Source organism: Campylobacter concisus ATCC 51562 (assembly GCF_000466745.1).
In the GTDB taxonomy this organism is placed as follows: Bacteria; Campylobacterota; Campylobacteria; order Campylobacterales; family Campylobacteraceae; genus Campylobacter_A; species Campylobacter_A concisus_B.
In genome coordinates this window covers 39,077-53,784 of the sequence record NZ_ANNI01000007.1, presented here as the reverse complement: position 1 = coordinate 53,784, position 14,708 = coordinate 39,077, and the positions used below count along the sequence as shown (strand labels likewise).

Below are 14,708 nucleotides of genomic sequence, written 5' to 3'. Positions count from 1 at the left end.
ATTTATAGGCTTATTTTAGACTTTATCTTTTGTATGATTTTAATTTATCCATTAAATTTGACATAAAAATATTTGTAAGAAAATTAGTTAAATTTTACACTTTTCAAAAAATGTGAAATTTGTATTTATCTTATATATAACTTAAAATTTGATCTACCCTATTTTGAAAAAGTGAGCAAGAGCTATCTTTGGAGTTTGTGGTTCTTGCTTTTAAGCGCAGAGCACTAACCTTGCAAAAACTGCGATAAATGTACATAAAGCGCTCGCTCAAGAATTAAATTTTATCGTCAAAAAGTGTGCGGATATCCAGTGTGTAGTTTTTAGGCATAAAGATCGGCGAGTCTAAAATTTCAAGCAAGCCATCATCAAATGAGAGAAATTCCACTACTCTTTTGCGCCTATTATCAGTTTTTATGCTCATATCGGCTAGGTGCACTACCTTTACGATCTGCATTTTATCTGCCGTCCATTCAGAAAAAGCTAGAAATTTAGAGTCCTCTGAAAACAAAAAGCAAGCAGTCGCCCTTTCGCTAAGTAAAATTTGAAGCGCATCGTCATCTTTAACTAAATTTTGATCAAAATTTGATAGTCTTTTTTCGTGGTTTGAAGGCTCATTTTTTAATTTTAGACAGTGCTTGCTATTTATAAAAAGTCGTAGCTCGCCAAGGGTTGGAGCGCCCATAGCGACCTCACAGCCTTCAAATTTGGCGCTAAATTTGCCATCACTGCTACACGCATTTGCCTCATAGTCCCAAGCTGAGCTCATAAATTTACCTATTAAATTTACCAGCCATGGCTTTGTAGATATTTAGCTCGTCTTGTAGGAGAGTATATTTTGCCTTTAGTAGCCCTATTTTAGCCTCTAGCTCGCTGTTTTTAGCCTCCAAAAACTGCTTTAGCTCGACTTTGCCGTAGGAGTATTTTAGCTCGTAAATTTTTGAAATTTCCTCGTAGTTTTTTATCTGTTCTTGGTAGTTAGCAAGTAGCGCTTCGTCGTTTAGGTAGCCTTTGTAAAATGCATCTATCTCGTTTAATGCGCTATTTAGAGTGCTTATGTAGTTTAGCTTTGCAAGCTCGAAATTTGCCTCGCTTACTTTTAAATTTGACTTTAGCTTAGAGTAGTTTAAAAACGGTAAATTTAAAGCGATATTGCCATTTAGAAATTTAAGGCTAAATGCGCCCTCTTTGGTGCTTGAACTACTTTTGAGGCTAGCTCCTAGCGTGATGCTTGGATAAAACTCTTTTTGGCTCGCTTTGTAGTTTAGGAGACTCTCTTCTATGCGGTAAATAGCCGCTCTTAGGTCCGGACGGTTTGCTATGGCGCTTGTTGGCACTTCCAGATCAACGCCCGTTCTTTTAACTGGACTTAGTGTGAGTCCCTCAAATTTAAGCTCAAAATCTGGTCTCTCATTTAGCAAAATCCTAAGCGTTTTTTTAGCAGTCACAAGATCTTTTTTGGCACTTTCTATCTTATTTTGAGCGCTTAAAAGCTGCGAGTTTATCTGTTTTAGGCTTAACGCTTCCTCTTTGCCAAGCTCAAATTTAAGCCCGACTATCTTATTTAGCTCATTATAAATTTCTAAAATTTGCTCATAAGTTTTAATGCTCTCATTTAGATATAAAATCTGAAAATAGGCGTCTGTTACGGAGTTTATCACGCTTAGTTTGCTAGCTTCCAGATCAAATTTAGTAGCATCTGCTTCAAACATCGCTGCATCTTTGCTATTTGCAAGCTTTTGCCAAAGATCAAGCTCGTAGCTAAGCCCTATGCTTGAGCCAAAGCTTCTACTAGAAGCGCCGCCCTCTTTTATATTTTTACTACTTCCAGCCTTGATGCCAGCGCTAAAGCTTGGGATGAGATTTGCTTCTAAAACGCCAGCTTGAGCGAGCGCTTTATTTACATTTATCGCTGCTTTTGCAAGGTCGGTATTGTTTTTAAGCGCAAGTTCTACAAGCTCATCAAGGTAGCTTTGATGATACTCTTTCCACCAAGATGTGTTTAAATTTAGCTCCCTGCTAGCGTTATCTTCAAGTAAAATTTGCTTGTAATTTTCATCTATATTTTTAACAGCGCAGCCGCTTAAAACAAGTACTAAAGCTAAGCTTAGAAATTTCATATTACTCCCTTGAAAGCGCATCTATTGGATTTAGTTTTGAGGCATTTTTGGCGGGCATGTAGCCAAAGATGATGCCAATGGCCATCGATGTAACAAGCGCAAGCACGATCGAGCCATTTGAAAAGATCATGCTAAAGCCATCTAAAAAGTTGTTAAATATGTAGCCGATCGCGTAAGAAAAGGCTATACCAATAGCTCCGCCAATTAAGCAAAGTAGCACCGCCTCTATCAAAAACTGCTGCAAGATGTTGCTTTGCCTAGCTCCGATTGCCATTTTGATGCCTATCTCTTTGGTGCGCTCTGTAACTGAGACTAGCATGATATTCATCACGCCTATGCCACCAACTACTAGTGAAACTACGGCGATACTTGATATTAGAAGGCGCATCGTCGAGATGGTCTCTTCGATAGTTTGCTTGATGCTATCAGAATTCCTTGTAAAGAAGTCTTTTTTGCCGTGTTTTATCGTTAAAAGATCGGTTAGGCTCTTTTCTGCGATTTGAGCATTTACGCTTTCATTTACTTTTACGGTTATTGAGCTAATAAATTTATCGCCCGTTATCTTGTTTATCACAGTCGTATATGGAGCATAAATTTTAAGTGAGCTAGCATCGCCGATTTTAAACTCATCTTTTTGTAAAACACCTATAATGCGAAGTGGCTTTTTATTAAAAAGTATGATCTTACCGATAGGGTCTTCGTTTTTAAATATACTGTTTTTGGTGTTTTGGTCTATTAATGTGACAGAATCTGAGTTTAAAACCTCCTCATCATCGTAAATTCTTCCCTTTTCTAGTTTTAGTCCATTTACGTCAAAGCTCCCTACTCCACCGCCTTTTAGCGTCGCTGTTAAGGAGATATTTTCATACGTTAGTACGCCTGAAGTACTTGTGTTTGGAGTGACTGAGTCAAGAAACGACTGCTTTGAGAGCATATTTGCGTCACTTATAGAGAGCGTTTTTACCCTGCCCGAGAGCATATCGCCAAAGCCTTTCCCCGGCATTATGTCGATCGTATTTGTGCCGATCTTTCTGATGCCAGCTAAAATTTGCTCCTGTGAGCCTTTACCAAGAGCTACGACGCTAATGACCGCCGTGATGCCAATTATAATGCCAAGCATCGTTAAAAGCGATCTTAATTTATGAGCCAGCATCGCATTTACCGACATTTTAAAACTTTCAATTAGCTGATCTTTATAGTAGGTAAATTTGCTTTTCTCTGGCTGAGTTTGCTTTGTCGCCTCGTAAATTTCGCTACTTTTTACATTATCGTTTACGATATTGCCATCTTTTATCTCGATCACACGACTCGCGTATTCGGCGATCTTTGGATCGTGCGTGACGATGATGATGGTGTGACCTTTTTTATAAAGATCCACTAAAATTTCCATCACCCTTAGACCACTTTTACTATCAAGCGCGCCTGTTGGCTCATCAGCCAAGATGATCTCGCCACCATTCATCAGTGCCCTTGCTATGGAGACCCTTTGCTGTTGTCCGCCTGAGAGTTTATTTGGTAAATTTTTTGCTTTTTCGCTAAGGCCAAGTGAGTCTAAGATCTCCATACCTCTTTTTTCTCGGTCGTTCTTATTTGCTCCTGCGTAGATGCTAGGAAGTGCGACGTTTTCAAGAGCATTCATTGTGCTAAGAAGGTTATATCTTTGAAAGATAAAGCCAAATTTATCTCGCCTAAGCTTAGCAAGTGCGTCGCTATCAAATTTTGATATATCTTTGCCATCTAACAAGTACTGCCCGCCACTTGGGCTATCTAAGCAGCCAAGGATGTTCATCAGAGTTGATTTACCAGAGCCAGACTGACCGATAATGGCTATAAATTCACCCTTTTTTATCTCTAAATTTATGCCATGAAGAATTTCTATCTCATTATCGCCAAGCTTAAAGCTTTTTGTGATATTTTTTAGGCTTATCACTTAAAACTTCTTATTTTCTTTTTCGATCATCTTGGCTATCTCGCTTGCTGAGCCTTGTGATGTGATGATCTCGTCGCCATCGTTCACACCGCTAATGATCTGCGTATCAAGGTTGTCTTTTATGCCAGTTTTGACCGCTGTTTTTACCGCTTTGCCGTCTTTTAAAATATAGACAAAAGTGCCGTTTTCATCTCTTTTGATGCCGATGCTTGGTACGATGATAGCGTCCTTTACATTTGCTATTAAAAGCTCATTTTGTGTTGTCATACCTATTCTTAAAATTTTATCTTTATTTTCAACTATGCTTTGCGCGTAATAATAAACAGCTGAGTTGCTTGAAGTGCTTGAGCTTGTGGATTTGCTACTACTGCTAGAACCATAGCTACCATCGCTTAATGTCGTTAAGCCAGGGTCGATCGAGCTAACCGTCGTTTGAAATTTTTTCGTTGGCTCAGAGAGTATCGAGTATTCAACTGGTGTGCCAACCTTTATCTTTGTGATGTCGCCCTCAGCTATTTGCATCTTCATCTTAACATAGCTAAGATCTGCGATCTTTACGATAGTTGGCGTAGTTTGATTAGCATTTACAGTCTGTCCCTCTTCAACCTGCACGCTTACTATTATGCCATCTCTTGGGGCGGTGATCTTTGTGTAGCCTAAATTTATCTTAGCAGTACTTAGCTCGATATTTGTCTGCTTGATCTGAGCTTCAAGCTCCTTTATCTTGGCACTATTTGCGCTATAAGTATTTTTTGCGCTTTCAAATTCTTGTTTTGAAGTGGCGTTTTTGGCAAAAAGTGCATTTTCTCTATCAAACTGCGTTTTTGCAATGTTTAGAGCCACTTTTGCGCTTTCAAGCTGAGCTTTGTAGATAGCAAGCTGTGCTTCTTTATTATCAATGTTATTTTGCTGGGTCGAGCTATCGATACTTGCGATCATATCGCCTTTTTTGACCTGATCTCCAAGCTTAATGTAGAGTTTTTTTATCTGGCCGCTCACCTGAGCACCCACATCAACTAGCTCGGTGGCGAAAATTTCTCCAGTCGCATCGACTTTTTTACTGAATGAACCTTTCTTTGCCTTTTTGGTGATAAATTCCACCTTTTCATCTTTTATCTTAAAAAAATTATCATAGATAAAATATCCACCGACGCCTAAAATAAGCAGGATTATTAAAATTTTAGATTTTTTCATTGCTTCTCTTTGTAAAAAATTGGTCAATTTTACTTAATAAGATTAAAATTCTCTTTAAACTTCCTCTTTTGCCATGCCAGCCTCTATCAAAAACCTACTTGGCTGATAATTCACCTTCTTTATCTTGTCGTATTTTGCATAACTTAGATATAGCTCGTCTTTTGCACGAGTTACGGCCACGTAAAAGAGCCGTCTTTCTTCTTCTAGACTACCGCCCATACTCATTAGCTTTAAATTTGGAAAGCGGTTTTGCGCGAGATCGACGATAAAAACTTGGTCAAACTCAAGCCCCTTGCTCGCATGCACGCTAAGTAAGCTAACGCCCTGCCCTTCGCTCATCTCGTTGCTGCCAAGGGCTAAGAAGTTATAAAATTTACTGATATCTTGATATTTTTTAGCTAGCTCGCTTAGCACCACGCTCTTTGCCATTATGCGCTCTTTGACCTCTTCTTTTAGGGCAAGATCAACATTGCCGTTTTTTAGAGTTGCCCTTTTTGTGCTGATGTTTTCGACGATGAGAGAGTAAATTTTGCTAGTTTTTATCTCGTTTATCATTGTAGCTGGCTTTGAGATATTTCTCATACCTCTTAAAAAGTTGTAAATTTCATATAAAAACTGCGCCCCACTCTCGCTTAGCTTTTGTAGTTTTAGCACTGGGTGGCCCAGAAATTTATCGCTAAAGCCAAGCTTAGAAAACCTTGAAACTTCGGCAAATTCGTCAAGATCGTCAAAAAGGCCAAGCTGGTAGTTTCGCCTTTTGTTTGATGAGATATTTACGCTTTCATCTGGCTCAACTATCCCTTTTATCAAATTTCCATGCCCAAGCTTAAGTAGTGCGTCAAAAATTTCTTTGCTAACTGCGCTGCCAACGCCTTTTGCGTATTCGCAGATGTGGATAAATGCCATTATATCTTTTGGATTGACATAAATTCCCATGATGTCGATGAGCGCCTTGATCTCGCGGCTCTCAAAAAAGCTCACCCCGCCCTTTCGCTTTGAGCCGATGCCTCGCTCTTTTAGCGCGACCTCGATGCCATCAGCTGATGAGTTATTTCTAAAAATTATGGCGATATTTTCTCTATTAAATGGCGAGAGCGAGATGATGTCGGCGATATTTTGATACTGATCAAAAAGCTCGTTATAGACAAGTAGCCTTGGAGGCTTGAAATTTCCCTCACGGCTTACGGTTAGGTGCTTTTCATAAAGCCTTGGATTGTTATTTATGACCTTATTTGCAAGGGCAAGTATGCTTGAGCTTGAGCGGTAATTTACATTTAAAGCGTAGATATTTGCGTTTGGGAAGCGATCTTTAAATGAGCCAATGATCTCGATATTTGCGCCGTTAAACGCGTAGATGCTCTGGTCAAAATCGCCCACGCAAAAGAGGCTCTTTGTCGCAAATGCGTCTATGAGGCTGCCTTGAAGCGTGTTTGTGTCTTGATACTCGTCGATCAAAATTTCATCATAAGCTAAATTTGCTCCCTTTTTTAGCTCGTCGCGCATTTTTATGAGAAGGTCGTTAAAGTCAGCGTAGGCAAATTTAGCCTTTTCAGCCTCAAACTCCTCTAAAACATCTTCATAAATTTCAGCATAAACGCCCTGCTCTTCGCTCTTATCGCTTATCCACTTGCCAAAGGTGGTGCCTTGCTCGCTGTTTTGAAATAGCGAGTAAAGGTCATATAGATAGGCTCCGCCATAAGGCTTGACATCGCTTAAATGGTAAAATTTTCGCCTCTCAACAAGACTTTTTAAAAGCGTCTTTAGCTCGCTTGGCTGCTTTAGCGTGACGCCTTTATCAAGGCTTTTTAAAAGCGAAAATGAGACCGAGTGGAATGTGCCTGCAGTGATTTTAGAGGTGATTTGTTTATCAAAATATCTATTTAAACGCTCTATCATCTCGCTGGCCGCTTTATTGGTGAAAGTTAGAAGCAAAATTTTCTCAGGCTTTACGCCTAAATTTAGTAGATGAGCGATGCGAGCGACAATCGTGCTAGTCTTGCCAGTGCCAGCTGAAGCGATGATGAGATTGTGTCCAAATGGCGCAGTTGCGGCAGTGTATTGTTCTTTGTTTAACCTAGATAAGGGCATTGTTTCCTCTTTTTTAAAAAGGGCTAATTATAGCTACTTAAACTTTAACAGCTATAATCACGCGGATGAAAAAGTTTAAATTTCTAAAATTCCTTGCCCTATTTTTGGCTTTAGTGGTCGCTATTTTTTTGATACTTGATCAAATTTATCCACTAAATTTAGACGCGCTTAAAAAAGACGAAGCCAAAATTTTACTTGATAAAAATGGCGAGATCATAAATATGAAGCTTAGTAGCGATGGAATTTGGAGATTTCACGAGCAAAGCTTCCCAAACTCGCTAAAACAATGCGTTGTGCTATTTGAGGATAGATACTTTTATTACCATTTTGGCGTAAATTTTGCCTCCATTTTTAGAGCATTTTTTCACAACCTAAGAAGCGACAACCGCATAGGGGCTAGCACTATCACGATGCAAGTAGCTAGGATGCTTGAGCCAAGTGATCGAAGCTATAAAAACAAGATAAAAGAAATTTTTAGAGCATTTCAGCTTGAGCTTCACTTTAGCAAGGATGAAATTTTAAATTTTTATCTAAATTTAGCCCCATATGGCGGTAACATCGAGGGTGCAAAGGCGGCAAGTTTCTTTTACTTTGGCAAGGAGCTAAATGAGCTAAGCTACGCTCAGGCCGCACTTTTAAGCACGATCCCTAAAAATCCAAATAAAAATAGACTAGACCGCGTTTCAAACATAAATGCCTTAAAAAACAGGGTCATAAAGATGCTTTACAAGGCAAATTTAATCGATCTTAGCGCCTTTAAAAGAGCGCAGGCTGAGCCATTTAAAAATGTAAGAGCAAAAGCTATCGTAACCGCGGAAGATTATGCAAATGTCGCTTTTAAAAACCAAATTTCAAAGGCAAACCTGGATCTAAATTTACAAAAAGATATGCTTAAAATTTTAAAAGACGCGATGTTTTCGCTAAAGGCTAAAAATGCAAACAATGCCGCTGCGGTAGTCATTGATAATAAAAAAATGAGCGTTGTTGCCTTTATCGGCTCACACGATGAGCACGCACGTGATGGCAAAAACTCAGCTCTAAATATGAAGCGAAATACTGGCAGCACATTAAAGCCTTTTATCTACTCACTTGCGCTTGATAGCGGGCTTATAACGCCAAATTCGCAGTTAATAGACACGCAAATTTATATAAAAGAGTATGCTCCAAAGAATTTTAGTAATGATTTTTTAGGTATCGTAAGTGCGAAAGATGCTCTAAATTTTAGTCTAAATATCCCAGTTATAAATTTAAACTTAAAGCTAAAAGACAATTCGCTTTACGAACTACTTGAAAAGGTAAATTTAGTAGATGAAGATAAAGAGTATTATGGAGCTTCTATAACGCTTGGAAGTGCTGAAATGAGCCTGCTTGATCTTGCTCATCTTTATACTATTTATGCAAACGACGGCATTTATAGGCCACTTGAGTTTGCTGGCAAAAATTACAAAAATGAAGAGAAAAATGCAACTCTCATCTCGCCTCAAAGTGCCTATTTAACCGCTAAAATGCTAAGCGAAGCCTCAAGATCGTATCTAAAAAATGTTTGGCAGTACGCCCAAAATACGCCAAAGATCGCTTTTAAAACTGGCACAAGCGCAAACTCACGTGATCTTTACGCCATAGGCGTTGATGAAAATTACACAATTGCTATTTGGATTGGAAATTTTAATGCCAGTAAAACTGATAAATTAACAGGACTAAATGACGTATCAAAGAGCCTTTTTGATATGTTTAAGATAATTGCTCAAAAAGAGAAGTTAAGATTTATGAGTGAGCCAGATGGCATAGAAAAGCTACCAACCTGCCTTGATGCTTTTAGCTATGAAACGTGCAAAAAAACGGCACTTGATGATAGGATAAAGGGTATAGATTTAAAGGATAAATGCGAAAGTTTAAGGGGCGAAGAGCTTGATTTTTTGGTTAAAAATGAGCTTTTGGATAAAGATGAGATACAAAAAAGTCCTTGTGCTGAAATTTTTAAAGATAAAAAGCCAGTTTTTGCCTATCCTTATGACAAAGAAGAGATAGTGACAGATGAAAATATTACCCAAGTTATGGTAAAATGCTACGCGTTCTTAGGTGATGAAATTTACCTAAAAATAGATGATTTAAATTTTACAAAGATAGAGAATGCAAGTGAGAAAAAGCTTGATATGACTCTTGGCGAGCATAGTCTAAAGTGTCTTGATGAGAATTCAAATCAAAGTGAAATAACAATAAAACTAAGGAGATAACATGCGTCAAAAAGTAGCACTTATGGCACTCCTGGGGGTGGTAAATTTATATGCTTTTAGCCTAAATGGTACTGCTGAGATAAAATCGCCCCTAAGTGTAGAATTTGGACTAGAAGATAAAGTAAGCAAAAATCTTATTGGAACACTAAGCGATAAAAAGATCATCTCATGCCAGCCGGCACTAAATGGCATAGTAAAATTTAGGGATCAAAGCTTGCTACTTTTTACAAAAGATATGCACGCTGGTTTGGATTATAGCTGCAAGCTTGAAAACGGAAGCACTGCTAGTTTTGCCACGAAAGAATTTGAGCTAACAAAGATAGAAAAAATAAGCGATAGCAAATATATAGTTAAATTTAATGATGAAGTAAATATTGAAGCTATCAAAAATATTGCTGTAAAAGATGCAAAATTTAAAGCGATTGAGCTTTCTAACAATAGCTTTGAGCTTAATCTTGATAAAAATTTAAGCAATCCAGTTTTTGATTTTGGTGAAAAATTTGAGAGCAAATTTGGCGCAACGCTTTCAGGTGAAACGATAGTAAATTTTGCTGATGAAATAAGTGAAGAAAGCGTAAATATAAATGATAATGCAAAGAGTCTTGAGATACCAGAAATTTATCCAGTGAGCCTTGATAATGGCATCTTGGGCTTCAGAATTTATCTAAAAAATTGGCTTGATGACGACATTAACTTAAAGAAATTTATAAACATTAAAGGTGTAAAAAACTTTAGCATTAGTGACGTCAAATATAGTGACAACTATGAAGAAAACTCAGAGCTTAGCGAATATTATTACTACATTGATATTACAAGTGACGATTTTAAGCCACAAAATAGTTATGAAATCACCATTAAGCCAGGCTTTGGCGATGATAGAAATGTAGTAAGAGAAGAAAGTAGCTATGAAGTAGTAGCTGGCAATTTCACTCCATTTGCAAATTTTATAAATAATGAGCCATATATCTCAAGCGTCGGTGAGATCGGTATCAGAAGTGCAAATTTAGCTGAGCTAAATGTAAGTGTGGAAAGGCTTGCTGAACAAAATTTTAGATTTTTTTTAAATTTTAACTACGATAGCGAAAATCTAAGTAGCTTTAGTACTCAAGTAGCACAAAAGAGCTATAAGCTTGATGGTGCTTTAAATGAGATCGCGCTTAACAAGATAAAACTTGACTTTGCAGGTGCAGGAGACGGCGTATATAAGATAAATTTAAACTACGGCAAAAACAAGAGCGTCTCAAAAGTGGTTTACTTAAGCGACATTGCCGTAAACGTCAAGCTTGGCAAGGATGAAATTTTTGTCTTTGCAAATCGCCTTGGCGAAAATACAATGCTGCCAAATGCAAATGTTAAAATTTACGGTGTAAAAAACGAGGAAATAGCTATTGGTGCTACAAATGATGAGGGTGTATTTAAATTTAATAAAAAAGATATACACAAAATCGCATCATCTGTCGTGGTTTCGCTTGGCAAAGAGCAAAATTTCCTCATCATACAAGAAAATGAAGCACTAAATGATGCTCAATTTATAAGCCAAAATCCAAGTGATACCATCGATGTCTATACGCATTTTGCGTCAAACATTATAAGGCCAAATGAGAGCTTGCAAGGGGCAATTTATCTAAGAGATAGAGATTTTAAACCGCTTAAAAATATGCCAGTTAAGATTAAATTTATAGACCCACAAGGCAAAAGCAGTAGTGAAATTTCACAAAATACAAATGATGCTGGCATGATAAATTTCGAAAAAGAGATATTAAGTGATCTAAGCGGTAGATTTAACATGCAAGTTATTTACGCTAGCAAAGTGATATCAAGCGTACCATTTTATGTCGAGAGCTTTGTGCCAAATAGGATTAAAAATGAAATTGTCCTTGAGTCGGAAAAATTTTTCAAAAACGATCTTTTAAGGGCAAATCTAATAAGCAACTACCTTTTTGGCGGTGCGGCTAGCGAGCTTGATGGAAATTTACAAGTAGACTTTTTTGATGATGAATACAAAAATAGTGAATACAAAGAGTATAAATTTAAAAACGATACGATAAAAGCAAGCTCATATCCAGGCTATGTTAGTGATTTTGCACTTTCAAAAGATGGCAAATCAAGCCATATTATAGATCTTAGTTTTAGTACTAAAAACGCACCTTCTATCATAAGAGGTGTTATAAATTTCAACGTAAATGACGATGGTAAGAACGTAAGCGAGGCAAAAAGCTTTACACTTTATCCATATAAAGATATGGTCGGAATAGCCGCTAGTACGACTTTTGCTGAGCCAAACGAGGATGTAAAACTAAGAACGGTCGTACTTGAGATGTCAAGCCAAAAGGCTGTAAAGTCAAATTTAAAATTTGATGTAAAACGTGTTTCATGGCAGTACCAAAGGGATGCAAATGGCTATATAAAATGGATACGAACACTAGAAGATATTGATAGTTTTTATAAAAGTAGCGGTGAGTTTGGGTATAAATTTACACAAAGCGGTTCGTATGTGATCACTGCGACAAATTTAGTAAGTGGAGCAAGTACGAGCCTTGATATCGATGTTAGCGGATATAACTATTCAACTCTTGCACCTACAAAAGAGCTTAGCAAGTCTCAGATCAAGCTAAACAAAAGCGTTTATAAAAGAGGCGATGAGCTAAGTGCGGACATCAGTTCTGCCATAAAAGAAGGTATCGCTCTTGTCACGCTTGAGGATGCAGGTGTCAAGGCCTACAAGGTGGTTAAGATCAAAAATAATTCAGCAAATGTTAAATTTAAGCTCGACTTTGACTTTAGTGGTCTTTATGTAAGTGCAAACATCTACCGCATGACTGATGCTGGATTAACTCCGTTTAGAACATATGGCAAAGTCTATGCAAATGGCGATAAGTCTTCAAGAAAGATTGACCTTAGTCTTGATGCGCCAAAAGTCGCAAAAAGCGATGAAAACATCAAAATTTCACTAAAAACAAAGCCAAAAGCATATGTAAATTTATTTATCACAGATGTTGGCGTACTTGATATAACCTCACAAAAACCAGCCGATCCACTTAAATTTTTTGACAAAATTTTACCAGACGGTGTATTTGACTACGACATTTATAATAGGCTCACAAATTACAAGGTCGAAGGTAAAATACTAAATTTTGGTGGTGACATGACGGCGATGGCCATGGAGGCCAAGATGGCAAAACATGCAAGCCCGGTCGATAGTAAAAATGTAAAAACTTTTGCAAATTTGATAAGCCTTCAAGCAGACGACAAGGGTGAAATTTCATACGAGTTTAAAACACCAAATGGTTTTAACTCGGCTGTCAGAGTGGACGTTGTGGCAAATAATGAAAGCGGTATGAACGCAGTAAGTAGCGAAATTCTCATAAAAGATGAAGTCATCATAAAGCCAAGTGTCGTAGTTTATCTCTTAAAAGGCGATGAGCTAAATGCAAATTTAAGGCTCATAAATACGACAAATGAGGATAAAAATTTAACCATAAAAGTGGCTAGCAGTAAAAATTTAAGCATCAAGACAAAAGAAAATGCAAATTTAAAGCCACTTGAAAATAAAGCCTTTACGTTTAAAATTTCAGCTCTTGAGGCTGGTGCGGCCGAGTATAACGTGACTATAAGTGACAAAAATAGCTCAAAAACTGTCCAAAGCTTACTTGACGTTGTCAACCCTTACACAATAAGCACCTACGCAAAAAGTAGTGTCTTTGACAAAGAGAGCATGATCTCACTTCCAAAAGGCTTTCATAATGTTAGTATAGATGCGTCAAGCTCTGTCTCAAGTGTGCTTTTGGCAGCTTCTAAAAATTTAGTCGAGTATCCTTATGGATGTGCTGAGCAAAGGAGCTCAAGACTGCTCGCGCTTTTAAATTTAAAGCCAAAAGATGAGCTTGAAAAAAATGATCAAAAGAGGTTTATCACTCACGGTATGAGTGAGCTTATCAAGATGCAAAAGCCAGATGGTAGCTTTGGTTACTGGAGTGATCTAGGCTATACAAATGCATTTGCAAACATCTTTACAACTGATGTATTGTTGGATCTTGAAGAGGCTGGATATGATATAGGCAAAAGAGTAAAACAAAGTGCTGTAAATTCAATGGCAAAATATGTAAATAGCGATCTTGAAGCGCTCTACTCTCTATATGTAAGTGCTCGTGCAAATATGGTTGACAAGTCGCTACTAAATAAAATTTACGATGACAAAGCCTACAATACAACCGCGCTTAATAAATATTTAATGGCAGCAGCTTTGAAACTAAGCGGACTAAATGACGAAGCAAAAGTAGCACTAAAAGATATTAAAAAAGCTCAAGCGGCTGATTACAGCAAGGATTATTCTAGCTTTGGCTCAAAGATGAGAGATAATGCGTTTATTCTATATCTGCATGCAAAATATTTTGAGAAAAACGACTACTCAGATGATCTTGCAAATTTCTTGATCACAAATTTAAATGAGCTAAGCTCAACACAGGAGCGTGCATTTACCCTTAGGGCACTAAATGCTTACTTTGGCAAAGATAGTGGCGAGAAAAACAATAAATTTAAGCTTTCCTACAACGGTTCAAGTAAAGAATTTGACGGCCTTTTAAGCGTATCTTTTACAACAAAAGATGGAAATTTCACTATTACACCACTTGGCAAAAACAAGCTATATGCCACTATTTTAAGCTACGCTTACGTGCCACTTGAGATCAAGCACAAAATAGAGCCAAAAGAGCTTGACATCTACCGAACATTCGTGGATGAAAAGGGCAAAGAGCTAGGTCTTGACAGCTTAAAAGTAAATGACGTCATCTACTCAAAAGTAGTAATAAACTCAAAAACAATGGTCAGAAATGGCGTTATAAACGAGGTCGTAAGTAGCTGCTTTGAGCCGATAAATGAAAATTTAAGTGGTTTTAATAAGAGTTTTAAAGATAGTATTGAGCTTGAATATCAGAGCATAAAAGATGATCGCGTTTTAAGTTTTTATACATTAGATAGTGATAAGAGAGAGGCTGTGCTTTACACACCTTATCGTGTAAGACTTAGCGGCAAATGCTCGCTTGGTGCGGTCACAACTGAAAATATGTATAACGAAAGACAAAACGACTACGACTTAGCTCAAAGAAGCTTTACCGTAAAATAGCTATTTAAACTTTGGGGCGTTTA

Annotated in this window: 7 protein-coding genes; 2 read left to right on the top strand and 5 right to left on the bottom strand. The window is 37.6% G+C overall.

Going from position 1 to position 14,708, the window contains the following annotated elements:
- Window positions 1-274: 274 nt before the first annotated feature.
- From ATCC51562_RS06005 to ATCC51562_RS05985, 5 genes are read right to left on the bottom strand one after another with little or no spacing between them, the layout of a single operon-like run.
- Entirely contained in the window at window positions 275-766 is a 492-nt protein-coding gene (locus ATCC51562_RS06005; RefSeq protein ID WP_021091386.1) for a hypothetical protein, read from the bottom strand.
- A gap of 4 nt (window positions 767-770) precedes the next feature.
- Window positions 771-2,117, bottom strand: coding sequence for a TolC family protein (locus tag ATCC51562_RS06000; RefSeq protein ID WP_021091369.1), 1,347 nt, complete (start codon window positions 2,115-2,117; stop codon window positions 771-773).
- Between the two features lies 1 nt (window position 2,118).
- Window positions 2,119-4,047, bottom strand: coding sequence for a MacB family efflux pump subunit (locus ATCC51562_RS05995; protein ID WP_021091352.1), 1,929 nt, complete (start codon window positions 4,045-4,047; stop codon window positions 2,119-2,121).
- A complete protein-coding gene (locus tag ATCC51562_RS05990; protein WP_021091319.1) occupies window positions 4,048-5,241 on the bottom strand; it encodes an efflux RND transporter periplasmic adaptor subunit in 1,194 nt (397 codons plus the stop codon). It abuts the gene before it with no gap.
- A gap of 54 nt (window positions 5,242-5,295) precedes the next feature.
- Window positions 5,296-7,329: an ATP-dependent helicase gene (locus ATCC51562_RS05985; protein ID WP_021091289.1), complete on the bottom strand. Its 2,034-nt coding sequence runs from the start codon at window positions 7,327-7,329 to the stop codon at window positions 5,296-5,298.
- A 65-nt stretch (window positions 7,330-7,394) separates the two neighbouring features.
- On the opposite strand from ATCC51562_RS05985, the gene pbpC reads away from it, so the two are divergent.
- Both pbpC and ATCC51562_RS05975 read left to right on the top strand, forming a co-directional pair.
- On the top strand, window positions 7,395-9,563 hold the full coding sequence (pbpC, locus tag ATCC51562_RS05980; RefSeq protein ID WP_021091372.1) for a penicillin-binding protein 1C: 2,169 nt from the start codon (window positions 7,395-7,397) through the stop codon (window positions 9,561-9,563).
- A 1-nt stretch (window position 9,564) separates the two neighbouring features.
- Complete coding sequence (locus ATCC51562_RS05975; RefSeq protein ID WP_021091358.1) at window positions 9,565-14,685, top strand: alpha-2-macroglobulin family protein; 5,121 nt, start codon at window positions 9,565-9,567, stop codon at window positions 14,683-14,685.
- The last annotated feature ends 23 nt before the right edge of the window (window positions 14,686-14,708 follow it).

Excerpts from the sequence above, each read along its gene's own strand:
- ATCC51562_RS05975 (WP_021091358.1), top strand. The coding sequence starts at position 9,565 with ATGCGTCAAAAAGTAGCACTTATGGCACTCCTGGGGGTGGTAAATTTA.
- ATCC51562_RS06000 (WP_021091369.1), bottom strand. The coding sequence starts at position 2,117 with ATGAAATTTCTAAGCTTAGCTTTAGTACTTGTTTTAAGCGGCTGCGCT.
- pbpC (WP_021091372.1), top strand. The coding sequence starts at position 7,395 with ATGAAAAAGTTTAAATTTCTAAAATTCCTTGCCCTATTTTTGGCTTTA.
- ATCC51562_RS05985 (WP_021091289.1), bottom strand. The coding sequence starts at position 7,329 with ATGCCCTTATCTAGGTTAAACAAAGAACAATACACTGCCGCAACTGCG.
- ATCC51562_RS05990 (WP_021091319.1), bottom strand. The coding sequence starts at position 5,241 with ATGAAAAAATCTAAAATTTTAATAATCCTGCTTATTTTAGGCGTCGGT.
- ATCC51562_RS06005 (WP_021091386.1), bottom strand. The coding sequence starts at position 766 with ATGAGCTCAGCTTGGGACTATGAGGCAAATGCGTGTAGCAGTGATGGC.